Raw genomic sequence first — 25,904 nt, 5'->3', positions numbered from 1 at the left:
GGGCTTGGATCGTTCTACTACATGGCCTATGCGACGGGGCACGCAGCCTTCGACAAACCCGATATCCTGTGGGTAACCGTTTCGCTTGTCGTTTTAGTGTCCATCATCCTTCACGGCATTGTAATGACGCCAGTCATGCGACGACGTGATCGCAGGCAAAAGTCAGTTGCAAATGCTTTATGACGTCGGAGGAATGTGCATGATCCCGTTATAGCAACGCATTCTGAAAAGAGGCCAAGCCGCAGACGCCCTGCCACCTGGCTTCAAATTCGAACTTCCTTGAGAATCGCTCAAGTTTTTTCCCAGTGCCGAACCAGCCGCGCGACCTCAAAAATTGAAAATAAAAACCGTTGGGCCCGTGACCTCACAGAAGATTTCACAGCCGAGTTTGTAATGTGCCGCCAGCGGCCGCTCCTGCTACGATTTCAATCGGATGTGGTTACTTTCTCGAGCTCGGTGAGATCGATCGGGCCGTAGGTAAAGCTCCACGATTGACCGGAACTCTGCTGTTGCGACACACCGCCGATTCGTTGATCCCTGATGTCGCAAAGCGACGCTGGAGCCATCCGCGACCGCACGCCTGTTTCTTTCCCGAAAGAAGGCATAGCCGAGAGTGTTCAGTGAACCTGTTGACGACGGTTGGCCCAGTCTTTCAGGCCAGCAATGACCGTCCGGTCGTTGATCCGACGAATTGGCAGCTTTGATCCCGGACTTTTTGCCTGCCCGGCCAATGGCGCGTGCCGTTCACAATTGTCTACCAGTTCCGAGCAGAGGGCAGCGACTTTTGCCTTCCCCGTGCCGCCGAGTTCCGGATGATTGAACTGAGCCCATGTGCCTGGCTGGATATCATCGTCTGCAGCAAGTGTTGGACAGCCGAAAGGCTGACATCATTTCGCTCTGCGATTTCTTCAGGGCTTGACGAATATTGTCCTTCGATACGTTCATATCTTCCGTTGAATTCGATGTGGGTCGCTGGTTACAAAAAATGCCCCACCATCCTGAAGACAATGGGGCATTGCACCCGACTCACTGACTATTGCCAGGTCTGGCTGTTGTACCAATCATCCACGTCCTTCTTGGCCTCGTCTTTGGCTTTGCCGTAGCGTTCCTGGATCTTGCCCTCAAGTTGATCGCGTTTACCCGCAATGACATCAAGGTCATCATCAGTGAGCTTTCCCCACTGCTCCTTCACCTTGCCTTTAGCCTGCTTCCAATTGCCTTCCACGCGGTTCCAGTCCATGGCGCATCTCCTTCTTGCTGATGCTATTCCAACGCTTGTTTGGAAGAAAAAGTTCCCTAACAACAATGCTGGGGACCTCCGGAAAAAGGCTCACCGCTGAGACGATGAGCCTCTTGTTTTGCCAGCTTCCTTAGTTCGCGGGAGCCGGAGTCGCTGGTGCCATTTTGTTGTCCTGAACTGCAGGTGCCGTTTCGGCGGGCGCAGTATCTGTCTTGGCTTCGCTCGCCTTGTTCGGGTCAGCGACCCCTTCCGTAAACTTTTGGGAAGTCTCAAAGGCCGGTGCGTTTTGAAGGTCTTCCCTGGTCGTGTTCACCACTATCCAATTCGACTTGTCGCTTCGAACGGAAAGTTTGAGATGACTCGCCGGAATGGCGACGTCCTTCTCGCCAACCCCCAAAAAGCCGCCGACGCCAATCACAGCGGCATGAACCATTCCGTCCGGCGTGATGATCAGGTCGTTGAGCTCCCCTATAGACTGCGCGTCGTTCCCGTCGCCGCTGTATACGGATTTGCCGATAAATTCAGAGACAAGTACCTGGCCTTCCGTAACGCTGCTGATCGGCTGCACTTCGGTCAGCGCCTGGGTACCGGCAGGTGCCTTGAACAGTTCCTTGGTGACGGCAGGGGCAGAATTGTCTGCAGGCGGTGCTGTGGTATCTGCAGGTGCAGCGGGGGTCGTGGTCGTCTGCGCAACTGCGGCGCCGGACATAAGCGCCAGGCAAGCGGTCGTAATCAAGATTTTCGTACGCATTTCAGATCCTCCTTTTGAAGCGCTTACGCGCGCTTCCACTGGAGGAATAACACCAGTGCGCCTCCGTTGTTCCCCGCGAAAAACTGCTCGCCTCCTGCAAGCACTGATACAAAGCTCAGACTTTCCGGCGCGGAGGAACACTTCACGAACGATTGAACCAATTAAACCGTCTCCAGCGGGCCAAACCGGCGCTAACGACTCCAAACAGCGGCAAGCAACGCAATGCCTGCTTCCATCACCGGGGAAGGCTGCAATGTCTCACCGCTGGATGGGACGATATCTTCGGCAAGGGTACCGAACACGATCTGGCTATGGCTTACGAGGACGCTCGCTGTCATCATCCTCGAGATCGGCCCGTTGTCTGGGAGTTGGCGGTTGCCCTGATGCCGGAAATGGCGTGTCCTTCGGCTTGGGCTTTTCGGGTAGAATATCATTGTCATCGGGTTTGGGCGGTGTGATAGGCGGCGTCATTGGCTTACCTCTTTTGCTGTTCGTCTCGAGGAGTTCAAACACCGTGGGAAACCCAAAGTTCCCTGCTAAAGGCCTTTGGCCGGTTCGAACCGTCGCGGGCCAGACTTTTACGAAAAGGAGCCGATGGCAGGTTAAGGTATGTGGAGTGCTCACCCGGACAACGAAAGGCCCCGGTGAACCTCTTTTGCAATCAAACCGCTGTCTTCCGGGAGCGAGCCTAGAAAGGCCGAAACCGTCATTTCATATCGATAACCTCTCCGGCCGTATAGAAAACGATAGGAGGACCATATTCCTCTTCACCTTGCTTTGCTTCCTGGCTCCAGGCAATAACGCCTGCGTGCTTTGACGCCAAATCACTGGCCGCTTTCCGCGCCTGTTCTTCCGTGTCGAACCGTTGTGGTTCTTCAGGTCGAAACAACTCTCCGGCTTCACCTTGCTCAAAGACCGCTACAAAATAGATTTGTTTCATTCCATTTATCCTCATAGGCTCGCAAGCCACAGGACCGGAGCGGCGTCACGTTTGACGGCTACCAGCTCTTGCGGTTGTACCAATCGTCGATCTCGCGTCTGGCTTCGTCCTTCGACTTTGCCGCCTTGAATTTTGCCTTCCAGCTGGTCACGCTTCCCGGCGATGATGTATCCAATTGCTTCCACGCGATTCCAGTCCAGGACACATCTCCTTATTGGTTGGACTGAAACGCACCAGCGAGTTGCGTGTTCCAAAGGAATGGTCAGCAACACCGTGCAGACGCCCGCGAAAGAAACCCATGTCAGATGCAACGCCTTGTACCCCGGCGAATTAGAGAGAGAGAGAGAAAGAGAGCTATCACCAAGCGCTGGGAGAAACCCACATGACCTCTTTGGAGCACGCTATCTCAATTGCTGCCAGCGCCCATGCCGGTTACCTTGCCGACGATAAAGAACCGTATATCTTCCACCCTTTGAGGGTAATGCTCGCCCTGGATACGGAGGATGAGAGGATCGTCGGTGTCCTGCATGATGTTGTCGAGAAAACTGCGTTGACGCTCGATAGCCTGCGTTCGGAAGGACTTCCCGGTCATATCCTGGAAGCAATCGATTCAGTCAGCCGTCGCCAAGGCGAACCGTATTTCGACTTTGTCCAACGCACGCGAGAAAACAGCCTTGGACGGCGCGTTAAAATCGCTGACCTGAAAGACAATATCGAAAAGGTAGAGTCGCACTTGGAGGCTCCCAAAGCGCGGGAGAAGCTGGCCAAGTATGAAGAGGCATTGGCGCGGCTTTCGTGAAATTGATGGATTCTCGCACCGGAGAAGCGATATGCCTGTCCGATGGGCAAAAAGCCCTCGCAACGGGGAATACGAGGGCCCTTCGGGTGGGCGTCCAAAAGAATGCACGGTCAGGATGACAGTGTTTCAAACGCCGCAACAAAATAAACATGTGGCCCGTTCTTTCAGCGTCCTCGGAGCGCCCGATGGCAGGCTGACAGTCCTGACGCTGCATTCGGAACTTTCGCGTTCGTTAAAAGTTTCGGACCTGTACAGCGCGGCAGAACTCCAGCTCTCGATTGACCGGGCTGACAACATCCTGAACCGAAAGGAACAGCCCATGCCGTCCATCAATGAAGCACGTATCCTTATTCTCGCAACCGATGGCTATGAGCGATCGGAGCTCCAGGTGCCCTACGACGAGTTGCGAAAGCGCGGTGCAGAGGTCAAGATTGCCTCTCCGAAAGCAGGTAGCATCAAGAGTTGGGACAAGAAGGACTGGGGCGATACCGTCGCCGTGGATCTACTTGCCTCGGAAGCCTCGGTTGACGACTTCGATGCGCTGGTGCTGCCAGGCGGGCAGATCAATCCGGATCTTTTGAGACGGGACGACAACGCCATGCGCATCGTGAAAGACTTCCTGAACAGTGGCAAGACGGTTGCTGCGATCTGCCATGCGCCATGGCTTCTTGTCGAAGCCGATGCCCTCCGGGGTCGCGATGCGACCTCCTACTGGTCGATTAAGACAGACGTCAAGAATGCCGGAGCGAACTGGAAGGACGAGGAAGTAGTGACTGACGAGGGTATTATTACCTCGCGTAGTCCGGACGACCTTCCGGCTTTTGTTTCAAAGATCGTGCAAGAGATCGAAGAAGGTACGCACAAGCGCCGCGTAGCCTAGAGATGAAAAACGATGCCAGGTTGCGATCATCTCAGCGCTGTTTCTTCGAGTGCTGCGGCAACGGGACGGACGCTCTCTCCTTCTACTCGCTGATCAGGGGGACGAACATCACCGAGCCGAAATCCTCCGCCTCAAAGGCGGTTTCGCTCATACGCGTCAGTTTGCGAAGCGTCTGACTCCATTCGTCAAGGCCGACTGGCATCACCGGGCGACCACCGATGGTCAGCTGCTCCTTCAGCGCACCAGGCACCTTTGGCCCGCCCGCCGCGACCAGAATGACATCGAAGGGTGCGGCCTCTGGCCATCCCTTCGTGCCGTCACCAATACGCACATCGATGTTGTCGTAGCCGAAATCCTGCAACCGCTTACGGGCAGATTCGCCAAGAGTGCGATGGCGTTCGATCGCAAACACACGCTTGGCGATCTGGCTCGCCACCGCCGCCGCATAGCCGGATCCGGCACCCACATCAAGGACCGTTTCACCAAGTCTCAATGCCGCGGCCTCGATCATTCGCGCAACGATGTAGGGCTGCGAAATGGTCTGGCCCTCGCCTATGGATAAGGGGCTGTCTTCATAGGCAAACTCTTCAAATCCCGGATCGACAAAAGCTTCGCGCGGCACGCGGCGCATGGCCTGCAGAACATGAGGGTCATTTATACCGCGCCGGGCGATCTGGGTATCTACCATTCGGTTCCGCGCACGGGAGAAATCACGCATTCCAAGCACTCCGGTAGCGGTGCATCCATTGCCTTAACCTCGAATGAAGTCGGTTGTTCCGATTTCAGACGGGGTTTACAATATTGGCAACTCGTAGTGGCCTTCGAACGTTGCATGCCCAGTGTAAATGTCGTTGAAGGCTATCATCTTGGTCGACCGTGGTTCCAGCTGCAAGAAACGGAAGCCGGGGGCGCTGGCCGCCTTTCCCTACGACCGTATGACCGTTGAACGGTTCCGTGAAGCATTTCCGCGTGCACGATGGAACGACGATAAGCGAGCCTGGTTTGTGCCGGGCAAAACTGCTGCCCGTCGTCTGGACCGTTGGCTGGCACGGGAGGCTGATCAAGCGCTCCCGCACGCCGACGCCAAAGGCCGGGATGCGTATGCGTTTGAGCCGATCAACAGCGCTTATCTGGAAGTGGCCGAAGATTTACGCGTTAGAACGCCCTATTCGAAGACTGTTATCGAGCAAGTGCGAGCTATTCCATGGGCGCACTGGGACGAGGATCTGCGGGTATGGCGCGTTCCGTTCCGATCTTATGAGGAACTGCTGCATCGATGGACCACCATAGAGACTGCTGCTCGTCGCAATGAGCCCGAGCAGCGCAAGCGGCGACTGGAGTTGCAGAAGTATTCGTCCACTTATAAGGCTGCTCAGCTTCGTTCTGCCGAACGGCGACGCCGACGATATCCCCTACCTTCAGAAGATTTGCCGCCGCTCGAGCGTCCGTTGATGACGGAGCGGTATGGTATCGTGACGTTTACGGACGTATCCGGGGAGTTGGTCGACCCAGCCACGCTGGCAATGTTTTACCCGCATGCTGCTATCGGCATGATCAACTACGTGTGGGGCAGATGGCGAGCGCCGACGCTTGCGGAGCTCGTCACAACATGGCCTACGCGTCATGCGCCTGAGTTTGTGGAGCGTTCCCGCGGATGGTGGCAGCCAACACTGGGCGAGCTGCGATTGGCACGGCGACGGGCGCGGTCCGTCGAGCGCCGAAGGCAGCGATCGTCTCCGATAGCTCCGATGGCCCGCTAATCTTATTGCGTTCTTCGCAGCATCAGAACCGAATTTGAGGCGGCTTGTGAACATTGTTTACCGAAGCACGACAAGAAAAGCGGGACCGTGAACGAGCCTCACCAGTGGCCTGGTGGATCGATCGGAACAATATTTTGCTATCGGAGTTGAGGCCTGCCGGAGAGCGCGGGACCTCTTCGGCAGAGGCTCGGCGTGTCACCGCCCATTGAACCCCGCGTCGGAACTCACCTTTCGTTTATCTATATAGGGCATTAGCTAAACCCGTCGACTCCGTGCGCCTGGAGCAGTATTGCCCTATGTGTTCGGCAAGCGCTCCAAGCCAGTCATTGAGCTGATTCATAGGCGTGCCAACGGACGGAACGACGTTTCCGCACCGCGGCATGGCATCGATTTTTGCTGCATCGGCGCAGGATACGGACTTGACCAACGTCTCGATTTGACAAGCGCTTGGGAATGGAATGGTATTGTCGGAGCATCCAGGGTACCCGGACAAAGTCGCCTTGAACCCTTTTGCGCGGTATGTCCGGCTCTGCGCAACTGGTCTCGGCAAATCATGACCATCGATTGGATATCAACACTGCAACAGCAGGCGGAGTTCGCGAACCAGATCGCGGACGACGTGAAACAAACTCTGGAAATTCCTGATTTGAGCGTTGCCCAGGCTACCCGGCTTTACCGCGTCGTGGAGCAAGGCGCACAGACATTTGATCGGATCATGGAGGAAATGGAGAGTGCCGACGATGTCGACGATGACTTAAGGGACGGCGCGGGATCTATAGCGGACGTGTGGACCAATCTTTCCGTGACGACTGCGAACAAGGTTCGAGCTTTGCAAGGCTTGTCACTGATAGAATTCCCCTCGCGTCAGCGGTAGACATTAAGGACCGATGGGCATCAGTCAGCATAAAGCAGCAGGATGCCGCCAGCACACTCAGAACTATCGCCGGAGTGTTTCTCGTCAATCCGAGGAACTTCAGGCCCTGCCCGCGAGGTTCCAAGGCGTGCGAGTTTTGATTGTCTGGTGATTGGCGCGGCCGGCTCGGCCTGCGACTGAGCGCCGCCCAAGCCGAAGAGAGCAAGCCAGCAATCAGCAAAATTGCAGCAAGAGCCTTCAGCATCGCTCATCTCCATAGATCTTGCGACTTCGGCCTCCCTTCATTAGACCGTCTGTCGGCAATCAGTTCGAGCGCCGGACTTTCTTGGTAAACATCGGAATTGCCGTTCAAAGGCCCTGCTTTTTTCCCGCGCTCTTGCCGTCGGAACTTTTCGAGCGTTCCTCAAAGCGATCTGCACCCTTGGCAAGGTCAGAACCTTTTTGCGACTCGACCCTCTTTTCATCCGCTGCGGCGCTCTTTCTCAATCCGCGCGCGGCTTGCCTGCCTTTTTCTGTTGGAGCTTGCTCGATACCCATCGCATGTCCTCCTCGTTACTTCGCCGAGCTCAACGGCCAGATTATACCTTCGTTCCGCCCCCTCCCGTCAGCCGCGGCGTGGCTTTTGGTGTGCCTTGCTGTCTGCGCAGATACTCACATCGCAAAGGAGGCAGCAGACAGACTCTGCCGCAAAGCCAATTGTTTGTGGGACATTCTCCGTTGGACGCGTCATGGTCTACGCTATCTACCGATCTGCTTGCTGGACTTCAAATTGATGGTCTCGGGCGAATGAGGACAGGGTGGACGCCCGTGATGATGCGAACAGCGCTACCTAAAGATCAGCTGGGAATCCTTCAAGCTGATCTAATACCGTACATCTCAACCCGTCGAAAGCACACTCCAAATCGGCATGGTTCGGAGTGCCTGCGATACCGCTTTTTACAAGCCGTGTGCCCACACCCTCGACGGCGGGTTCCACAACCGGCGGACCGTTCCGTCAATCAAGTCTGAATCCCGGTCCCTTGTTCAATTTTGCGATCGCCCATTCAACGGCTATCTGGCCTTCCGCTGGGGATAGAGCGCCGTACTTGAAGGAATTGGTTGTAAGTTCATGCAGCAGCATCGCCAAGGAGAGCGCCGATTGTGGGCCGACCTGCATATTCGGCCTTTGAACCTGAACTGACCGCTGCGCCCGTCGTGATCGCGATTGACAACCATTTCAATCAAGGTACGAACTGCGATCCGTTCGCCATATCCAGTCAACAATAAATCGTGCGCTCGCCCAGAACTCCAAGACGCTGGCTGATCGAACGGCGAGCGGCCTCGATGTTATCCGCTCGGCGTAGAGACTGATTGACAATGCCCTGGGACCATTGCCAGCTGGTTCTTCCTGTAGCTCATCCGCCCGCTTTTGTTGGGTACGGCCGCGAACGATCTTGAGAAAGCCTTCTCGACGCGGTCCGGACGAGGTTACTCATGCAAATATGGCCAAGCCTGTCTCTAGATTAGGCGCTGAGCATAAGCCTGTTTATCCCACTATTCCACTTTGGCCTCCCGGTCGATGCCGGTTAATTTCCGACCACATCTGCGGATGCTCGTGTTACTTGTGGGAACATAATGGCCCGCGAAAAACAAGCTATCAGGCAAAGATGAACCGCGTTTTTCCAATGGTTCCGAACGAATCCCAGAGACAACACAGGCCTGTCACTGATCCTTGGATACAAATTTGTTAAAGCGGCTCATTTTTCCATCGGCAGTCTTTTCCTGATAAAGGAAAGCCAGCTTTCGTTCGTCAAAAACCTGGAAAAAGTCGTTCCACGAAATCTTCTCAAGGCCTTCTTCCCGCTCACCGAAATCAATACGCAGGATACCGCTCCACTTTCCGCGACTTTAGATGGAACGCCCTTGCGCTCTTCTGCCCAGCGCTGGATCGTCTTGTGATCAGTTGTCGTTTTGCTGTCGGTCATCCTCTTCTTCGCTCTGCTGACTTTGCGGCCTGCAACTACTGGCGGGTGCTCGCCTGTCGCGTTCATTCTCTTTCGCATCGTTCTTGAAAGTGGCATCGCCGTCAGACTTACCGGACAGCACTCGGGGGTTTGCACTTGCCGTACCATCATTGGTCGAGCCATGCCGTGTGCGGGCATACTGACCCTTGGCATCCGCTTGCGGGGAACTCTTTGCCTCGTCTTTCCCAGGTATTTTGGCCATGTTATCTCCTTTGCAGGGCAGCTTGTGACCCGAACGCTACTTGTTTAAATCCTCAGCCATCATCAGATGGTGTTCCAAAGCTGGACGAGTTTTTGCGGCCCAAGCCTTCAGATCAGCGTTCTCGCCCTCGTCGCCATACCGTTTAAAGAGATCGACCGCATCCTTGTGAGCGGACACCTGGTCTGCATGATACCGTTCGGTAAAATCCGCACCCTGCAGAGCTTTTAGTTTGTCCAGCGTTTCCTGCTGCGCTTCGGTCATGGACGTCGGAAGTGTGGCCTTGACCTTGCCAACCTCAATGAGCTGTTTCATTTCATCGGTTGTTTTCTGATGATCTGCAACCATCTGCTGCGCAAACGTTTTTGTCGGGGCGTCGGCGCGCTCGAGAGCGAGCTTGCTCGACTCGATCTCGAACATATCACCCGTGGCAGCCTTCAGTACGAAATCCTCTGTCGTAGGCGCAACGCCTATCAAAGAGTTAACTCCCGTTTTTTCAGTAGCCGACTGGGCAAAGGCGGGGCCGGCCAACAGAATGGCAAGCGCAGTCAGAGCAAATGTTCTCATGGCGGTTCTCCTGTTTCTCCGTGCACCGAACGTCCCGCTTGCTACAATGTTCCTCGCTCGCCAGCCCAGATGAAAACATTTGCCGAGGTGGCTTCATCGTCTCCATCCTGGGCCGTGAAAATACGGTGCCGATCAACACCTCTTCGCGCGTGGCTTTGCCAAGGCCGCTCAGATCCTGGTTCGACAGCATGGTCCTGTTAGGGTTATTGTCGGCCGTCTCAAGTACTACAATATGAGGCCCCCCTCTTCGTTCCAGATGCGATGGGCACAAAAGCAAGAGAGATGTTGTACCTCGCGGTGGAACTATCGAACGTCCAGCATGTTCACCATCAATACAAAAAGGATGAACGCGATGGATAAAAATTCACAACCTCCAGTCCGGGAAACAGCCAAAGAGGCGCGTCAGGGTCATCTTGGCAAACCGATATTGATGGTGTTGATCGGGGGGCTATTCTTAGCTGCAGTAGCTTGGGGTGTCGCCGAAATTTATGGCGAGAGCACTGATGATAACGCCTCACAAACAAATCAGGGAAAAAACCCGGGTAGTCAAAATGCCCAGCCTGATGACGTGACAAGTCCTTCTCCAGACCTGCCGAATGCAAATCCTCCGGTAGACAAGGATCCCACACCGCAAACAGGGACCGGCGGCGATAGCCAGACAAAAAATCCGGCAAACACGCAGCCGTAAGGAAGATAAATACAACGCGGAGTAGCACCAAAACAGTTGGCGATGAACTCTACGCGGCCAATGCTCCCTTCGATGAATAGGTCGAGCACGGTGGCGGAATTTGGGATATCGCCGGAGAAGCCTCGTTCCCTTCAGCTCAAGTCAGTGATGAGCCATTGGTGGATACTTCCTGACAGCCGGTGATGGTCGACGAAAGCCCTGTTCCTGATCTTGGCGCCTGTCCGCCTCGTCCAATTTTCTCAACAGATCTTCGAACATGCGATCGGATGCGATCGGAAGCTTATATCCGGATCGTAGCGCTTCTCTAAACGCGCGCATACTCACTTGTTCCTTAAAATTATGGAACTGTTTCATTTGTTCCACTCATCATCAGCGTCTGTCATCAGAACGGTCACAAAAGAATCGCACCACCAACTTCGAGGCCGCCAAATCGTTCCCCGAGAGCAACGAAAATCATTTCGAAACGGGCCATGACATGGCCAAAGTCGACGGCGGGAAAATATAGTGATGGATTCTACAACCAACTGCATGCCATCTGAAACCATCTGGTTTGAAAAACGTTCTGGCTCTGGCTTCCATAGAAGGTGTTCGTACATTGTCCGATAGCAAGCGTCGATCAGCGAAACTACATGGTGACCGCCCAGCGGCATCCTCGCAAAGAGGATACCTGGACCGGAAGGAGCTTGCCGCAAGCGCGTTCGAACGTACCCGCATGCCCATGGTAATGACCGACGCCCGGCAGCTAGATTTCCCCATCGTGCTTGCCAATCAAGCGTTCCTTGAGCTGACAGGCTACAGCGCCGAAGAGGTGGTCGGGCAAAATTGCCGCTTTCTTCAGGGACCGGGGACATCACCCGCTGCAGTTGCCGAAGTTCGAATTGCGGTGTCTCAAGAACGCGAAGCCAACGTAGAATTACTGAACTATCGAAAGGACGGTTCGGCGTTTTGGAACCAGCTGCATCTCAGTCCAATACGCGACGACGGCGGGCGATTGCTCTATTACTTCGGCTCGCAGCTCGACGTCACCGAATACCGCAAAGTACAGTACCTTGAAGCAACGGAACATCGCTTGCTCAAGGAAGTCGATCATCGCGCCAAGAATGTATTGGCCGTTGTCGAAGGAATCGTCAGGCTGAGCCGATCCGACGATGCCGCCTTGTATGCAGCATCCATTCAGCAGCGGATTCAGGCTTTGTCGCATGCCCATGCCCTGCTCGCGGAGCGCGGCTGGCAAGAGGTCGAGCTCAGTGAGATCATCAAGCGTCAAATGGAATCCTTCGCGAGTGAACGAGTCTCGATGGAAGGACCGGAGATACTCGTTCCGGCGATGATCGTCCAACCTTTGGCACTTGTCGTGCATGAATTGCTCATCAACGCGGCCGTACATGGGTCACTGAGTGCCCCGTCGGGCCGGTTGAACATCCATTGGCAGGAAGTACTGGGACAAGGAGGCTTTAAACTTCGTTGGCAAGAAACCGGGGGCCGTACCCCCTCGTCCGATCGTCAGCCCGGTTTTGGTACGGCAATGGTCGGTGCTATGATAGAAAAACAGCTTCTTGGCAAGGTGGAGCGAGAATGGTCCGATGATGGCGTTGTCGTTGACATCCTCGTACCCATTGAGAGCTGATTGTTGGCTCCGATCGTGTTACCAAAGTTTTCAATAAGCGGCCCCGAGAAGCCAAGAACATTCGTAGACGAGGGTGTGCGACGCGTCATTGCGGGCAGTTGCGAAACGTCCGCAAGCTTGGATTGTTCAGGCGGCTACCTTCGTTGGCGTAAGCAGATTTGGTTTGCTAAGGTCGCGTCGCGCCTCTCACATCGCATTTGGGATTCTGGACTAAAGTCAGTCTGCAGTGGTTACGCCTAGGAAAAATTGCTATTGTGAGCGATCGTTCCCCCGAAGAGATCCAACAAAGACGCGAGCGGCGAGCCGAACGCAGGCAAAGGCAACGACTGACAAATCTGCAACGCGCGGCAAAGATGCACGCAGTTCGTATTTCGAAGGAAAACGTGCTTGAACCTGTGGCCCCGTCCAATCGTCTGCGGGGCGGCGTCCATGTCGGGTGTTCCGGCTGGTACTATCGGCATTGGAAGGGCAAATTTTATCCAGATGAAGTGCCATCAAGTCAATGGTTTTCGATTTACGAAAAAAGCTTTGAAACCGTGGAGCTCAATGCACCATTTTATGCTTGGCCAACGGTTGCGACAGTCAAGACTTGGCTACGCCAGGCGACTGGCGACTTCATCTACACGATCAAAGTATGCGAACTGATCACTCATATTAAGCGTTTTGACGGTACCGAACCCTTGATACGCGATTTCGGATACATCGCAGATCTACTTGGGGAACGAATGGGCTGTTTTCTGTTTCAGCTACCTCCAAGTGTTCGCTACGACCCGACATTTCTTGAAACTATCGTGCAGCAACTAAATCCACGTCACCGCAACGTCGTTGAATTTCGTCACAAGAGCTGGTGGAACGAGGATGTCTATGCGGCTTTTCGTGCGGCCGGAGCGATCTTCTGCTCCTGCAGCGGACCGCGGCTTCCAGAGGAACTGGTCAAAACCGCTGACGATGTCTACGTCCGATTCCACGGAACCGAGAATTGGTACCGTCATGACTACAGCAACGACGAATTAGTGATTTGGGCAGAGCGAATCCGCAAGTGCCACGCCAAAAATGTTTGGGTCTATTTCAACAATGACCGTGACGGTCATGCGATCAAAAACGCAAAAGCGCTTATGGAACTCCTGAAAGGTATTAGTTTGCGCACGCAGAGACTGTGAAGAAAAAATGGCGGGAACGGTGGGATTGCAGCAATCATTAGGGTGGTCTTGCAGGTGGTTCGCGGAGATGTTCATGAAGTAATTTGGCGCCGTTATTGATGGGGCCGTTCATGACCAATGAGTCAATGGCTATTCGGCGCTGCCAGGCTGGCTGGGTATTTGATCCGGAATCGTCGGCGCATAGTCATGTTACGAGCGCGTCAAGCAGTGATGCTCGACTCTCGGCAATGTCGTAGAGTTCACCTGTTACGGGAAGCCGGCATATTCTGCATCCATACTCTCGGCGAAGGCTTACTGGAGGCGGAACCTCTGGAGCGCAAGTGAGTTTATTCGGCAGCGCAATCCGGGTTGGTATTACGAAGGGTATTGGCCTCCTGGTCAAGGCTCGGGAAACTGGGACCTTCGCTGTGGACTGACAAAAGATCATCGAAGGCAAGAAATGCATTTAGTCAAAATATATCTTCCCTTGAATGATCCGGATGGCCACGCTCTTCCTTCGGAAACGCACGACCGGGTGAAACAAAAGCTCACGGCCAAATTCGGCGGCGTCACTATGTTTTCCAATGTGCCCGCTGAAGGACTGTGGGCGCACAGGGGAAATTTGGAGTTCGACCAAATCATCGTCTTCGAGGTACTGACCAAAGCGCTTTCTTATGACTGGTGGAAAGACTACCGAAAAACTCTCGAATCCGTTTTTCAGCAGGATAAGATCATCATCAGCACGCATAGGGTGGACATTCTTTGACCGCAATGCAATCGGCAGGTGCGAACGGGGGAAGTTCCAAGCGGTCGTCTGCAGGAGGGCTCGTGCTACGTGAAAGAGGCGGCGGCTGTTACGTGCACTGGCGTACAGGTGCGGAACAATCTCTGGGTAAGAAAGTTTGAGGCGAGTCGGAGAGTTTCGCTCCCCCGGCGGAGGCTCGTCGGCAAAGTCCTGATATCCCTTGCCCTGCGGCGAGCCTTACCCTTTGATGGAGGAAGTCATGGCTGACGATAAGAGAAAACGTTCGACCGACCAGGAGAGAACCGCCGCTGGCGAGAGTACGAAGTCCAATAGCTGATGAAATCCCTGCATTGAGATCGCGACGACGCCGAGCGACTGATCGCGAAGTACAATGGCGACAGGGAAAAAATAGAGGCAGAGCTGTCGAAGCGAAAAACGCGCCAGAAAACTGACGCGCACCGCTAGTTAGAATATCGGATAGTTGCGTGCCCTCGAACTTGGTGTGGCAGATGCAGGGTCCTTTCACGCTTTTCGCCTGGCGGCGGTCGTCGTCGTTTTAGCGCTTCTCTGGATTCGTTTCGCCTTTACCTCTTAGCTTACAGTCGAAGGCCTGCTCGCCCGCAAATCCTTCAGGCCGCTGAAGGGTTGGAGGCCGAAACCACACGGTGAAATGTGCCCTTCCATTTTGCATTGCGCTCGTACCATTGAACATTTCTCTCATTCACTGATCCGTTCCGAAATGACTTGTCCAGCACTCATGCGACGGGACTTACAGGCAGGGCGCGTTTGTGTTGCGTGGCTTTATAGGCGCGAACAATGATGTCCCTGGCATTCTCCACGATCAGCTTCCCTTCCAGGAAGTCATCGATCTGGTCGTAGGTGACCCCATACGCATCTTCATCGGGACGCTGTGGCACGAGAGACTCAAGGTCGGCTGTCGGGACCTTGGTAACCAGGTGATCCGGAGCGCCGAGCGTTGCAGCCATGGCGCGAATGCGCCGTTTGATCAACCCCGACAGCGGCAGGATGTCGGCCGCTCCGTCGCCGTGCTTGGTGAAGAAGCCCATTACTGCCTCTGCCGCATGATCCGTTCCGATGACGAGGCCGTGGTGAGCGCCAGCAACTGCGTACTGGGCGATCATGCGTTCCCTGGCCTTTATGTTGCCGAGTACGAAATCCTCATGGGCCTCGTCGCGGAACGCGAGATCACCCCGCTTCAGTGTCATCATCATCGCGTCGACGGCGGGCTTGAGGTTGATCGTAAGAACGCGGTCCGGCGAAATGGCCGTGAGGGCCATCAATGCCGCATCCTCATCTGCCTGCAAGCCGTAGGGCAGACGCACCGCAATGAACTGGGCATCGTATCGGTTTGCGCGGAGTTGCTCCACGGCCCTTTGGGCAAGCATGCCTGCAAGGAGAGAATCGACGCCTCCGCTGATGCCAAGAACATAGGTTATCGATCCGGACGATCGCAAATAGTCGGCCAGAAAATCAATTCGGTCTTGGATCTCCGAAACCGGATCGAAGTCTGGGCGCACTCCGAGTGACCGAATGATTTCTTGTTGCCCGGTGCTCATGTTGACTGTCTCCCTTCCTTTCGATCGTTCCCGGGAAGTCTTTCTGGTGTTGGGATGGCCTAATTCGGCGTCTCGCATACGTGTATACTCATCAAACCGCGGGAGATTGTCAGACAATTCGACCCAGGAAAGTTTCTCTCGCCAATAACCGTGAGCCACCGGCTTGAACCGTTCCGGGTTATCGAAGAAGCCGATCGTCAGATATATCTCGTCCTTAATACCCTCATCGAAATATCCGATTGACGATCCACAGTTCCCGCAAAACGTCCGGGTAACGCCGGACGTCCTCGAGAACCTCTGCATCTCGCCCTTAGTTATGCGGAATTGCTGCGGTCTATATCCTACCCAAACAGTAAGCGGGCCGCCGATCGCTTGCCTGCATTCAGCATCGTGATCGTAGTTGATCCAGAACGGTTCGCCTTCGCATTCCGCTTTTACCCTGCCGCAAAAACAGCTGGCTGTCTCTAGCCTGTCAACCATCTTGCTCCTCCACTGCACGTGCAACAGAAACGGCGAGACTTTGTTCCTTGTAACGCATCAAAGTTCATAGTCTTCTTTTAACGATAAGGAACACACCGGGACCGCAATAGTTGGGATAACTTGCGAGCGGCCAAGCTTTGCGAGCGCCCGGGTTTGACTCTGCTCTCGTCCCTTTCGCACCCCGATTTAGTCTTGGTAATGCTTGGGTGCCGCCTCGTCGGCGCAACCGTCGGGCGGGCGTGCCGCGGCATTTAACCAGCCAAGTAACTGGGCGCGCTTCCCGGCTTAGTCTTGGCCGAAACAAAACCTCGACCGTCACTACGGATGTTCATTTTTTGATTTGATCTCCCACAATCCGGAGTGATTGGTGAAGATCAGCAATAAGATCGTCGGGTTCTTCCAGACCGATATTCAACCTGACGATTCGCCCGCTGAAACCTTTCCCGCCGTTTGCAAGATAAGGATAAGTCATCGCCAGCGAGGTGCCCCCTCCCCAACTGTATCCGGCTTTGAACAGCGCCAGTCGATCAACGAAGTCGTCAACGTCTGTCGGGGTAAATACGTCTTTGAACACGATTGACAATACACTCGCGGACCCGGTGAAATCGCGTTTCCAGAAGACATGACCGGGCGACGATGGGAGCGCCGGATGCAGCACATTCTGGATCGCCGATTGTCCGGCAAGCCAATTTGCAACCTGCAGTGTCGAACGTTCCAGCCTTTCCAGACGCACGCGCAGCGTTTGCAGACCGCGCAAAGCCAGGCTGGCGTCATCGGGCGAAACCGCCATGCCCAACAGATCCCAGGCAGTACCCACTGGCTCATAGAAAGCATCGTTCTTCACGGAGACGGTGCCCAAAAGAAGATCGCTGTGCCCGCCGGCATACTTGGTCAGGGCCTGCATGCTGATATCCACACCATGCGCGAAGGCGTCGAAGAGAACGCCGGCCGCATATGTGTTGTCGAGGGCAACCGGAACACCACGAGCATGCGCCACCCGAACTATGGAGGGAACATCCTGGACTTCCATGGTGATAGAGCCTGGGCTTTCGGTCCACATCAGCGCCGTGTTGTGTCTTATCAACGCGCCGATCCCCTCACCAATCAGAGGATCATATGGCTCCACTTCTATGCCCAGACGCTGCAGCAGCTTTTCGGCCAATTCCCTGTTTGGACCATAGGCGCTGGCCGGTACCAGGGCATGGCTGCCGCTCTTGCAAAGGGCGAGATAGATCAAGGCGATTGCGGCCTGACCTCCCGGGACCACAAAAGTGCGGTAAGCACCCTCCAGTTCAGCAATCCGTGCAACCAATTCCAGCATGGTAGGCGTTCCATAAAGTCCGTAATTGTAACCGGCCTCGATCTGACGCCAGTTATTGTGCGCTGCTCCAACGTTGTCAAAACGGTCGAACCGCGATAGGTCGGGGTGACAAGAGACTGGTATGCGCCCATTGCCTTCTGTTCCGGGTTCAAGAGCCTGGTTCGCCAATGCATTCGCAATCCTCAGAAAATGATATTGCTGTGACCCCCTGACCAATCCCAAATCATTTTTTGGACAGAAATGTTCCGAAGCGGAACTATGTTCCAAGTCCACTGTTTTCTATGGCGCGCGGCAGCTTCGGTGGAGAGATGGTTTATTCGTTTTCAACCCATGCTTCTAAATTTGCTGCCCGGCGAAAGTGTTCACCAAAAAAGAGAGCATTCTCCGATGCGTTTCCTCCGAGACAACGGTCTAACCACTGCCCTATTGCTCGCCTTCTTCGCCAGTATGATCGGTATGGCTTACGCAGGGTGGGGCCACGAAAACCATGAATTGACCAGGCATCATCTCCCTGCCATCGGGTTTGTTGCATACATCACCAGCGAAAATTTCTTTTCGGCGTTATTTGAAAACTGGGAGAGTGAATGGCTGCAGATGGCGACTTATGTGGTCCTCACGGCCTATCTTTTTCAAAGAGGATCATCGGAATCCCGCGACCCCGACGATAAGTCCACGGACAAGGAGCCACCGCCGCGATCCCGCAGCTGGCTTTACGAACATTCGCTCGGACTGGCGTTAGGTTTGCTTTTCATTCTGTCATTTCTGGGCCATTTCTTTGCGAGCCATTCTGCCTACAATTCCGATGCAGCCGCCCATGGTGAGACTGTACAATCCGCGCTTGCTTATCTTGGCAATGCACGTTTCTGGTTTGAATCCTTCCAAACTGGCAGTCGGAGTTTTTTTCGACGGCGACGCTCGTCGTGTTCTCCATCTTTCTGCGCTATCGCGGATCGCCTGAATCAAAGCCGGTTGAAGCATCCGATAGTCAGACCGGAAGTTAACTTGGCCTTATAAAGATCTCGGCCGTCGTCACCGGGAGGCAGCCGAAGATCCAATCGGCAGATTGAAAATACGTCGCGCAAAGGGACACCGCGACACGCGCTGGACGACCTCGACTAACTTTTTCTTCTTGCTTCAGAACGCGGCATCTAAACTCTCTGACGCGAAGGAAGTTCTTTCGCTGCTGAAAATAGCCACCCGGGGGCGGCGTCCCGGGCGGCCAAGCCGAGGCCTATGGCATCATCTGACTGGTCTGACGCAAACGATCGCGCTCTTTCAACACATCTTCTTCTGTGTATTCGGGCAAGGATCCATCGAACCTCTCCCACCCGGCTTCACGATACGAGGCGCGCCGTGTGTCAAGGTCAACAGGCGCGTGGTCCTTAATGATGGCCTGAGCAACCTCGGCCTCACTGTCGTCAACTCGTGCCGAAACCAGTGTGCTTCCGCGGCGGACGCCCTCCGCATAAACGTGCGCATCTTCTTCATCAACGCCCTCATTTGTCAGAGAACCTATAATGCCGCCTGCAGCGCCACCGGCGACTGCGCCAGCTACCGCACCTGCCACGGTGGCGGCGAGCCAACCTGCAGCCACCACTGGACCGATACCCGGAATGGCGAGCATGCCAAGCCCGGCAAGGAGCCCTCCGGTGCCGCCCACCGCAGCACCGATTCCAGCACCGGCCGCAGCACCCTCCCCGGCGTTGCTGTCGTGCGCGTCGCCGTTGCGACCAACAATACTAATGCTGTCTGAAGAAATGCCGGCATCTTCGAGTGCGCGAACCACGGCTCGAGCATCGGCATGATTGTCGTACAGTCCTGTGACTGTTTGCATTTGCTATCTCCCTTGATTTTCTTACCCAACCATTGGGAAGTGGATAACCGTTGGATTAGGTGAAGGTTCCAGCCAATAGTATTTTAGCATTTGCCGTTGTTTGGGTAACGCAGGGCTGCATTAGAGCGCGCTTTGGGTAACTCTTCGAACGCACAAAAAGGAAGCACGGACAGGGAAAAAGGTAGTAGTCTTCGCTGACACCATAAATCGAACTCCTACGGATCTCGTCTGGCAATTGAATTGGCGGACCGCTTAGCGGCGGAACTGGTACTGGTCCCGGCTCAGGATCGGGGATAGGCGGATCGTCCGGCAGCCGCGGTCTCCTCTGCATTCCGCAAGGGAATGTTCTGCTCGCAAAAAGGAGCGACTTGAAATTGTCGATGCTGCAGGAGCGGCCTGGTGCGCAGCATTCGCGACCCTGTGTTTGGCAGGAAGCAATTTTCGCGGCCCTCTATGATCCGGCTCTAGACATTGGCTGCGCCGGTCTCTTTCGCTGCCTCAAAAGGCGCACGAATACGTTGCGTCTGCTTTTGCGTTTGCCAAGATCGATATCGCTCACAAGCTTTGCGCCGCCCTCGCGCCGCTCCAATGTGATCTTGCGGGTATGGAAGGCCTCCAGCTCGGCGCGATGCGCTACGCTTATGAGAGTGACCTCGGGCAATTCGTGGATGAGCATCTCCATCATTCTTTCCTGACTTTTCTCGTCAAGTGCTGAGGTTGCTTCATCCAGCACGATGATATCGGGAGTGTGCAACAGGAGGCGCGCAAACGCGAGCCGCTGCTTTTCGCCACCGGACAAGGTCTGGTCCCACGGCGCGTCTTCCTCGATCTTGCCGTTCAGGTAATCCAGTCCCACCTTGCCGAGGGCCGCGTTGATTTTTTTCAACGTCCAGTTATCGGCCGCGGCGGGATAGGCGACCGCACGGCGAAGCGTCCCGGAGGGGATGTAAGGCCGTTGCGGTAACATAAACAATCGTCTGTCGGTGTGGAAATTGACACTGCCATTACCCCACGGCCATAGACCTGCGATGGCCCGCACCAGTGTGCTCTTGCCTGAACCGGATTCGCCGACCACGAGCACCCGCTCGCCTGGCTCGATCACGACCTCGGTTTCCTTGACGACTGCAGTGCCGTCGTCAAGAGACACTGAGAGATTGTTCAAGCTGAGCACTGCGTCGCCTTTGGTTTCGCCGCGCCGGATGCGTCCGAAGGCATCGCTCTGTTCCGCGCGCTCGAGCCCGTCGAGCGACATCATCAGCGAGGCGATGCGCCGTGCACAAGCGTTCCAATCGGCGAGACGGGGGTAGTTGTCGACCAGCCAACCGAACGCGCCCTGCACGATGGCAAAGGCGGAGGCGGCCTGCATTACCTGTCCAAGTGTCATGCTACCTTCGAGAAATTTCGGGGCGCAAAGCAAAACCGGCACGACCGGCGCAAATAGGCTCGACCCCTGCGACACCAACGCTGTGCGCATGTGCTGGCCTGTAAGAAGCGCCCATCGCCCGAGCACATTGGCGAACGTTTTGTCGATGCCGCTACGCTCCTCCTCCTCGCCGCCGAGCAATGCGATACTCTCGCCGTTTTCCCGCACGCGGGTCAGTGTGTAGCGAAATTCGGCTTCCGCCTGATTTTTTTCCTCGGAGAGGCGGACGAAATGGCGGCCAATGACCGCCATCGAGGTGGACGTGATCGCGGCATAGAGTACCGCAGTGATGACGAGAAAACCGGGAACAGTGACGGTCGAACCTGCGATCGTCAGGGTAAGTGCCCCGCCGATCGTCCAGAGCACGACGATGAAGGTCGAGGCCGAGAGAAATGCGGAGATGACACCAGCGATGAAATCGACAGGCGATTCGGTGGCAATTCGCAAATCCTCCGCGATGCGGGCCTCGGGGTTCGTGTGGTCGCCGCCGACCAGGTTCAACTGATAGTAACGGCCGTTTGCGAGCCATCGCGCGATAACTGCGGTCGTGAGCCAGGAACGCCAGCGGCGCTGAATCGTCATGCGAAGGAAAACTTGTGCAACGACTAGGCTTCCGCTTCCGAGCACGAGCGGCACGAAAACGGCACTCAGGAAATAGACGGTGCTGGCGTTGCGCTGCTCAATGGCGTCAAAAATTGCACGATTCCACACATTGATCCCATACTGGAAGCCAACATTGATACATATCAGGATCAAAAGCCCGATCGAACATAGCCAGGCGAGCCTGTCGCCACCGCGGCCCCAGTAACCGCGCGCGCTGATCCAGAAACGTTTCAGCAAGTATCTCTTGCGCGCTTGCTCGGCTTCCTCAGGTGTCAGTTCTGGACCCGGATCGATAAAATCCGGCGGCGCGCCCTGGTCCTGGACCTCAGACTCGACTTCGACAGTCGATACCTTTTCCTGGCGCGACTTTTTGGGGTTAGGTGGTTTGGCCCCATCAATCGATTTCGCCTTGATTTTGGCCCCGGACATAACGGCGATAACGGTTTGAAGAACAAAAAGTTTCATGATGTCCCTTTAGTTGCCAACTGCATCGCCTTTGTCCGGCTTTGCCGTCCGTCGCCCTTGGCTCGTCCGACGTGGACGGCAAAGCTGAAAGGCAAACGTCATCACCGGTGCGCCGTTCCGAATTTGGGCTTCAGTCTGATGATGGCAAGGACTTGGACCCATTCAGGATTGGACGAAAGTCTGATCAAGACACGGCAAAGGTCTGAAATCCTTTGGCAAATGGCCACCGGTGGAACAAAGCTCCTAACCACAAGTTGTGGCAGCCTAAGGGAACGGTTCCACAAGGGAGAGTAATCATGAAACGAATCTTGCTTGCTACGGCCGTGACGTTTGCGGTGGCTGGTGGCGTCTACGCGCAGGATGCGGTTGTGGTTGAGGTTCCACAGCCGGCGCGCGAATATGTGATCGCGCATCCGACTGATCCTGTCATCATAGAGGGCGACGTTGCAATTGGTACCGCGGTGCCAGAGGACGTCAAACTGGTGCCGATCCCCGACAGTCCGGACTACGGCTACGTCTATGTGGATAAGCAACCGGTCATCGTGTCGATGAAGGATCGCAAGATCGTCTACATGTCGAACTGAGCCGTCAGTGATGCTCTGGTGGCGGAATGGCTGATCCCTAAGCATCAGCCGTGGCTTGGCCGCATAATCTCTGGAGAGGGGCGGCCAAGCCGCATTAACAGGGCGCGCCATTTGAGCGGGGAGCGGCGCCTCACGGACTTATAACCCCGCCTTTGACTTCAGACGGCGGACCGGAGACATATCCGGTTCGGCCGCCTTTTATTGTGTGAATCCCAAGGGTGTCTAGGTTCCAGTCGCCGTGACGGCATTCCCGAACGAGCTCTACCAGACGCCGCGTAGTTGGGTAGAAAAGGCGTACCCCAATCTGATTCACTACAACAAGGTCAACAAGGGCGGTCACTTCGCCGCCTGGGAAGAGCCGATGCTGCTCTCCAAAGATCTCTGGACAGCGTTCCGATCGCTGCGTTGAATTTTTAATAATCGAACGGCGCCACATGGTGCCGTTCGATTCAGTCGCAGCAAGGAAATGTACAATGCCTGACATACTCCGGTTCGATTAGACCCTCCCACGCACGAGCAAATGCGGGAGCTTGCGGCAGACCTCAGCGAGGATGAGCGCGAACTCCTGTTCAAACTCGGGGAAGAGGATCCGTTCTGCGGTATTTTCCTCGACGAGAACCGGCCGGGGCTATATACCTGCCGTCTGTGCGGACTACCGTTGTTCAAAGCCGTCGCAAATTTGAAAGTAGTACCGGCTGGCCCAGTTTTACTGCGCCGTTCGCTCAGGATCATCTTCGAAGCATCAACGATACCGGTTATGGCATGGCCAGAACAGAGATCGTTTGCGCTCGTTGCGGCGCGCACCAAGGACATGTCTTCCCGGACGGATTGCCTCCCACCGGTCACCGTTTTTGCATCAATTCGGGATCGCTTGAATTCACACCAAATGGGGAACCCTCCCCGACAAACTCAACCGAGAGCCCCCCCGAAGGGAAACCTGTAGGTCACCGAAAAGGTCCCCCATGGTGATTATCGAGCGCCTGCCAGGCTCACCAACTTCGGCAGCAGCTGGAACAAAACTCCCCCATCGTAGTTCGTAACCTGCCGGAGAGCACCGAACTCTTCGGCCGAGGTCTGGCGTCGTGAGGGTCGTGCGACGTCGGCCTCACCTTATTTAATACCTGCCTTGCCAGGGTGATGGAACCTATCTTGCGTAACGATGAGAGCCGAATTCCGGTACCGGACGTGCTTTCCCTTTTTTCGGCCGTCGTGTCTCTGTTGGCCCTAGGCTGATTTTTTGCCCTGCCGCCAGGTCGCTCTCACGTTGGTGGAAATTGAGGCTTTTATATTCTCAGGAACATTACCGCTCGTCGTAGTGTTGTTGCAGTGGCGGCGTTGTGGTCTGCAGCGCGCCCAACAAGGCCAGCGTCATCTTCAAGTTCAACCGCACTTGCTGTGCGACTGAACACCTTCGATATCACCGCGGCTCCCCTTTCTGTTGCGGCACAGCCGGCGCCTCAAGGGTACTGTCGGCTTCAAGTCAAATGGTAAGCCCTGGTCGGTCGAACTTTCGGCCTCACGTCGCCGTCTTACGGCTAATCAGACGTGTGAAAGCGGTAGCGCCAAAGACTGATCATCCAACGCGGCGCCTAGTCACCGCTTATTGAAACCTGCGTCGGACCTCACCAAATCGACGGAACGTTCATCGCAATGGCTAGTTATTGTTCTGCTGGTTAGTCCTTCTGACCGGCGGGGACTCGGCCTCAATGATCTCTTCGGTTCTAGGGTGCCGGGTCTCTTTTGTTGATACCCATTACTAACGCCTTTAACCCATGGAACAATCCAAGAGTTCTCTTATCGAACTGATGAAGGGAGGAATTCTATGACAGCGGCTGCTTACGATCTTCTTTGGGTCACACTCCCAATTCTCGTCCTGGCGCTGGTCGCCTCGATACCGGGAAACCTGCCGCCCTCAATCGTGTGCGATTTCCTGGCTTTCCTCAAACCCGCTAAACGTTCTGTGTTGGCATCATTTTTTGGCGGTCTCCCTTCCAAAAGCGAGCAATGAACGTTCGATAATTATCGGAACTTTAAATGCGACTGACTGTTGTCTCATTGATCATATTGATCGCGAAAAGGAGGCAACATGAAAAGAATCGCAATCGCTATCGGCGCACTATGCGTGTTAACGGCCGCTCATGCGCAAGATACCACAAAACCTGCAACCGACGCTCAGACGCCTGCTGTGGCCACGCCCGATACGCAGAATCCTGCCGCACCTGTAGCTGGTGAAAACAGCTTTACCGAAGGCCAAGCTAAAGAGCGAATCGAGGCCAAGGGCTACGCCGAGGTCACCGGTCTCACAAAAGGCGAAGATGGTATTTGGTCCGCCTCAGCCACGAAAGACGGCAAGCCTACGACGGTCAAACTCGACTTTCAGGGCAACATTACAGACGCACCAAAATAATCGTCACCGACAATAACAAAAGCATGGGAGATAAAATTATGCAAACAATCTCTGGACTATACGACAATCATAATGACGCTCGTTCGGTCGTAACCGCTTTGGAGGACGCAGGCATTTCTTCATCTGACATCAGCATTGTCGGTCGTGACGGCGATGGGAGGGAAACACATGCCGGCGAAGGTGCGGCAGCCGGAGCTGGTGTCGGTGCATTGGTAGGTGGCGCAGGCGGTCTGTTGGCCGGTCTGGGCATGTTGGCCATTCCTGGCGTTGGACCGGTTGTTGCGGCTGGCTGGCTGGCAGCGACGGCTGCCGGGGCCGCTGCCGGTGCCATGGCAGGCGGTGCCGCTGGTGGCCTCATCGGTTCGTTGACGGATGCGGGCGTCGATGAAGAAAAGGCGCATGTCTATGCAGAAGGTGTGCGTCGTGGTAGCACGCTTGTTTCCGTCCGGGTCGATAACGATCAGGCAGACGTTGCGCGAGCCATCATAGATGAAAGAACGCCAGTAGACGTGGATGCGCGACGTTCAATGTACCGCGACGATGGTTGGGACAAGTTCGACGAAGACAGCCCTGAATTCACCGATGATGAAGTCGAGCGCGAACGAGAACGAATTCGTACCTACCAGCCAATGGCCTGATCACTCAATTGAAACCCACCCCGGACAACTCCGGGGTGGATCCTTCTGTAACCTCAATTCAGCGCTTGCGAAGCGGCTGGGTTCAACTTCTCCCGTAAAGCTCATTCTGGCTATTGGTTGGCCTGTCCGCGAGACCCGCAAAGCGATCATGCAGCTAATTGATATTCATGTGACTACGGATCCCAAACGGTACGGGATCGTCTAGTTCTCTTCTAGATATTTCATGACTGGGGTGACAGTCATCCCGTGAAGTATGATTGATACCAAAACGACAAGCGAAACGGTTACCCACAGGATATCGGGTTTGTCGAAGGCTGCGTGCCCCGTCGCATAGGCCATGTAGTAGAACGATCCAAGCCC

23 protein-coding genes and 6 pseudogenes are annotated in these 25,904 nt (G+C 55.2%); 15 read left to right on the top strand and 14 right to left on the bottom strand.

Annotation, left to right across the window (positions count from 1 at the left end; all coding sequences use genetic code 11):
* Positions 1-183, top strand: a pseudogene (locus tag FHS21_RS30515) (cation:proton antiporter); the annotation flags it as partial.
* An 850-nt stretch (positions 184-1,033) separates the two neighbouring features.
* On the opposite strand, the gene FHS21_RS29230 reads toward FHS21_RS30515, so the two are convergent.
* The 4 genes from FHS21_RS29230 to FHS21_RS29215 form a co-directional block, all read right to left on the bottom strand.
* A complete protein-coding gene (locus FHS21_RS29230) occupies positions 1,034-1,240 on the bottom strand; it encodes a CsbD family protein (protein WP_183665578.1) in 207 nt (68 codons plus the stop codon).
* 130 nt (positions 1,241-1,370) lie between these two features.
* Positions 1,371-1,991, bottom strand: a complete 621-nt coding sequence (locus FHS21_RS29225; protein WP_183665576.1) for a PRC-barrel domain-containing protein — start codon at positions 1,989-1,991, stop codon at positions 1,371-1,373.
* Between the two features lie 191 nt (positions 1,992-2,182).
* Positions 2,183-2,332 (bottom strand): hypothetical protein, encoded by a 150-nt coding sequence (locus FHS21_RS29220; RefSeq protein WP_183665574.1) that lies wholly within the window; start codon positions 2,330-2,332, stop codon positions 2,183-2,185.
* A 365-nt stretch (positions 2,333-2,697) separates the two neighbouring features.
* Positions 2,698-2,931, bottom strand: coding sequence for a hypothetical protein (locus FHS21_RS29215; protein WP_183665572.1), 234 nt, complete (start codon positions 2,929-2,931; stop codon positions 2,698-2,700).
* Positions 2,932-3,313: 382 nt separating this feature from the next.
* On the opposite strand from FHS21_RS29215, the gene FHS21_RS29205 reads away from it, so the two are divergent.
* Positions 3,314-3,730 carry a GTP pyrophosphokinase gene (locus FHS21_RS29205; protein ID WP_183665569.1) on the top strand — a complete coding sequence of 139 codons (417 nt, stop codon included), beginning with the start codon at positions 3,314-3,316 and terminating at the stop codon, positions 3,728-3,730.
* Positions 3,731-4,049: 319 nt separating this feature from the next.
* The gene (locus FHS21_RS29200) at positions 4,050-4,610 is read left to right on the top strand and encodes a type 1 glutamine amidotransferase domain-containing protein (RefSeq protein ID WP_183665567.1); all 561 of its coding nucleotides are present in this window, start codon (positions 4,050-4,052) and stop codon (positions 4,608-4,610) included.
* 85 nt (positions 4,611-4,695) lie between these two features.
* On the opposite strand, the pseudogene FHS21_RS29195 reads toward FHS21_RS29200, so the two are convergent.
* Positions 4,696-5,328 (bottom strand): annotated as a pseudogene (locus tag FHS21_RS29195) (protein-L-isoaspartate(D-aspartate) O-methyltransferase); the annotation flags it as partial.
* 148 nt (positions 5,329-5,476) lie between these two features.
* On the opposite strand from FHS21_RS29195, the gene FHS21_RS29190 reads away from it, so the two are divergent.
* Together FHS21_RS29190 and FHS21_RS29185 are read left to right on the top strand one after the other, a co-directional pair.
* On the top strand, positions 5,477-6,370 hold the full coding sequence (locus FHS21_RS29190; RefSeq protein ID WP_246411316.1) for a hypothetical protein: 894 nt from the start codon (positions 5,477-5,479) through the stop codon (positions 6,368-6,370).
* A gap of 553 nt (positions 6,371-6,923) precedes the next feature.
* Positions 6,924-7,244, top strand: a complete 321-nt coding sequence (locus tag FHS21_RS29185; RefSeq protein WP_183665561.1) for a hypothetical protein — start codon at positions 6,924-6,926, stop codon at positions 7,242-7,244.
* 348 nt (positions 7,245-7,592) lie between these two features.
* Here the strand turns inward: FHS21_RS29185 and FHS21_RS29180 are convergent, their stop codons facing one another.
* The 4 genes and pseudogenes from FHS21_RS29180 to FHS21_RS29165 form a co-directional block, all read right to left on the bottom strand.
* A complete protein-coding gene (locus FHS21_RS29180; protein ID WP_183661994.1) occupies positions 7,593-7,781 on the bottom strand; it encodes a hypothetical protein in 189 nt (62 codons plus the stop codon).
* Positions 7,782-8,945: 1,164 nt separating this feature from the next.
* A pseudogene (locus FHS21_RS29175) lies at positions 8,946-9,208 on the bottom strand (hypothetical protein).
* Positions 9,183-9,449, bottom strand: coding sequence for a hypothetical protein (locus FHS21_RS29170; protein WP_183665584.1), 267 nt, complete (start codon positions 9,447-9,449; stop codon positions 9,183-9,185). The pseudogene FHS21_RS29175 and the gene FHS21_RS29170 overlap by 26 nt, the downstream one beginning before the upstream one ends.
* A gap of 36 nt (positions 9,450-9,485) precedes the next feature.
* Positions 9,486-10,013 (bottom strand): DUF4142 domain-containing protein, encoded by a 528-nt coding sequence (locus tag FHS21_RS29165; protein ID WP_183665559.1) that lies wholly within the window; start codon positions 10,011-10,013, stop codon positions 9,486-9,488.
* A gap of 319 nt (positions 10,014-10,332) precedes the next feature.
* Between FHS21_RS29165 and FHS21_RS29160 the strand changes: the two genes are divergently transcribed.
* From FHS21_RS29160 to FHS21_RS29145, 4 genes are all read left to right on the top strand, one after another.
* Positions 10,333-10,701: a hypothetical protein gene (locus FHS21_RS29160; RefSeq protein ID WP_246411314.1), complete on the top strand. Its 369-nt coding sequence runs from the start codon at positions 10,333-10,335 to the stop codon at positions 10,699-10,701.
* Positions 10,702-11,296: 595 nt separating this feature from the next.
* Complete coding sequence (gene lov / locus FHS21_RS29155; RefSeq protein WP_183665557.1) at positions 11,297-12,328, top strand: blue-light-activated histidine kinase; 1,032 nt, start codon at positions 11,297-11,299, stop codon at positions 12,326-12,328.
* Between the two features lie 254 nt (positions 12,329-12,582).
* A complete protein-coding gene (locus tag FHS21_RS29150; RefSeq protein ID WP_376772239.1) occupies positions 12,583-13,488 on the top strand; it encodes a DUF72 domain-containing protein in 906 nt (301 codons plus the stop codon).
* 466 nt (positions 13,489-13,954) lie between these two features.
* The gene (locus tag FHS21_RS29145) at positions 13,955-14,233 is read left to right on the top strand and encodes a hypothetical protein (protein ID WP_183665553.1); all 279 of its coding nucleotides are present in this window, start codon (positions 13,955-13,957) and stop codon (positions 14,231-14,233) included.
* Between the two features lie 734 nt (positions 14,234-14,967).
* Here the strand turns inward: FHS21_RS29145 and nadE are convergent.
* From nadE to FHS21_RS29135, 3 genes and pseudogenes are all read right to left on the bottom strand, one after another.
* Positions 14,968-15,789: an NAD(+) synthase gene (gene nadE / locus FHS21_RS30510; RefSeq protein ID WP_210283671.1), complete on the bottom strand. Its 822-nt coding sequence runs from the start codon at positions 15,787-15,789 to the stop codon at positions 14,968-14,970.
* A 150-nt stretch (positions 15,790-15,939) separates the two neighbouring features.
* Positions 15,940-16,269: pseudogene (locus FHS21_RS31095) on the bottom strand (GFA family protein); the annotation flags it as partial.
* Between the two features lie 328 nt (positions 16,270-16,597).
* Positions 16,598-17,590: a PLP-dependent transferase gene (locus tag FHS21_RS29135; protein WP_246411312.1), complete on the bottom strand. Its 993-nt coding sequence runs from the start codon at positions 17,588-17,590 to the stop codon at positions 16,598-16,600.
* A gap of 387 nt (positions 17,591-17,977) precedes the next feature.
* On the opposite strand from FHS21_RS29135, the pseudogene FHS21_RS29130 reads away from it, so the two are divergent.
* A pseudogene (locus FHS21_RS29130) lies at positions 17,978-18,591 on the top strand (DUF6766 family protein).
* A gap of 230 nt (positions 18,592-18,821) precedes the next feature.
* On the opposite strand, the gene FHS21_RS29125 reads toward FHS21_RS29130, so the two are convergent.
* Both FHS21_RS29125 and FHS21_RS29120 read right to left on the bottom strand, forming a co-directional pair.
* The gene (locus FHS21_RS29125; RefSeq protein ID WP_183665549.1) at positions 18,822-19,424 is read right to left on the bottom strand and encodes a general stress protein; all 603 of its coding nucleotides are present in this window, start codon (positions 19,422-19,424) and stop codon (positions 18,822-18,824) included.
* Between the two features lie 451 nt (positions 19,425-19,875).
* Positions 19,876-21,879 carry an ABC transporter ATP-binding protein/permease gene (locus FHS21_RS29120; protein WP_183665580.1) on the bottom strand — a complete coding sequence of 668 codons (2,004 nt, stop codon included), beginning with the start codon at positions 21,877-21,879 and terminating at the stop codon, positions 19,876-19,878.
* A gap of 332 nt (positions 21,880-22,211) precedes the next feature.
* On the opposite strand from FHS21_RS29120, the gene FHS21_RS29115 reads away from it, so the two are divergent.
* The 5 genes and pseudogenes from FHS21_RS29115 to FHS21_RS29095 all read left to right on the top strand — a co-directional run bounded on the left by FHS21_RS29115 (position 22,212) and on the right by FHS21_RS29095 (position 25,544).
* Complete coding sequence (locus tag FHS21_RS29115; RefSeq protein WP_183665547.1) at positions 22,212-22,499, top strand: DUF1236 domain-containing protein; 288 nt, start codon at positions 22,212-22,214, stop codon at positions 22,497-22,499.
* A 226-nt stretch (positions 22,500-22,725) separates the two neighbouring features.
* A pseudogene (locus FHS21_RS29110) lies at positions 22,726-22,908 on the top strand (epoxide hydrolase); the annotation flags it as partial.
* 236 nt (positions 22,909-23,144) lie between these two features.
* Positions 23,145-23,468 (top strand): peptide-methionine (R)-S-oxide reductase, encoded by a 324-nt coding sequence (locus tag FHS21_RS29105; RefSeq protein WP_446686534.1) that lies wholly within the window; start codon positions 23,145-23,147, stop codon positions 23,466-23,468.
* A gap of 1,117 nt (positions 23,469-24,585) precedes the next feature.
* Positions 24,586-24,906, top strand: coding sequence for a PepSY domain-containing protein (locus FHS21_RS29100; RefSeq protein ID WP_112532661.1), 321 nt, complete (start codon positions 24,586-24,588; stop codon positions 24,904-24,906).
* A gap of 38 nt (positions 24,907-24,944) precedes the next feature.
* Positions 24,945-25,544, top strand: coding sequence for a general stress protein (locus FHS21_RS29095; protein WP_112532660.1), 600 nt, complete (start codon positions 24,945-24,947; stop codon positions 25,542-25,544).
* The last annotated feature ends 360 nt before the right edge of the window (positions 25,545-25,904 follow it).

The organism is Phyllobacterium trifolii (assembly GCF_014192095.1).
Taxonomy (GTDB): Bacteria; Pseudomonadota; Alphaproteobacteria; order Rhizobiales; family Rhizobiaceae; genus Phyllobacterium; species Phyllobacterium trifolii.
This window is presented reverse-complemented; position numbering and strand designations above follow the sequence as displayed.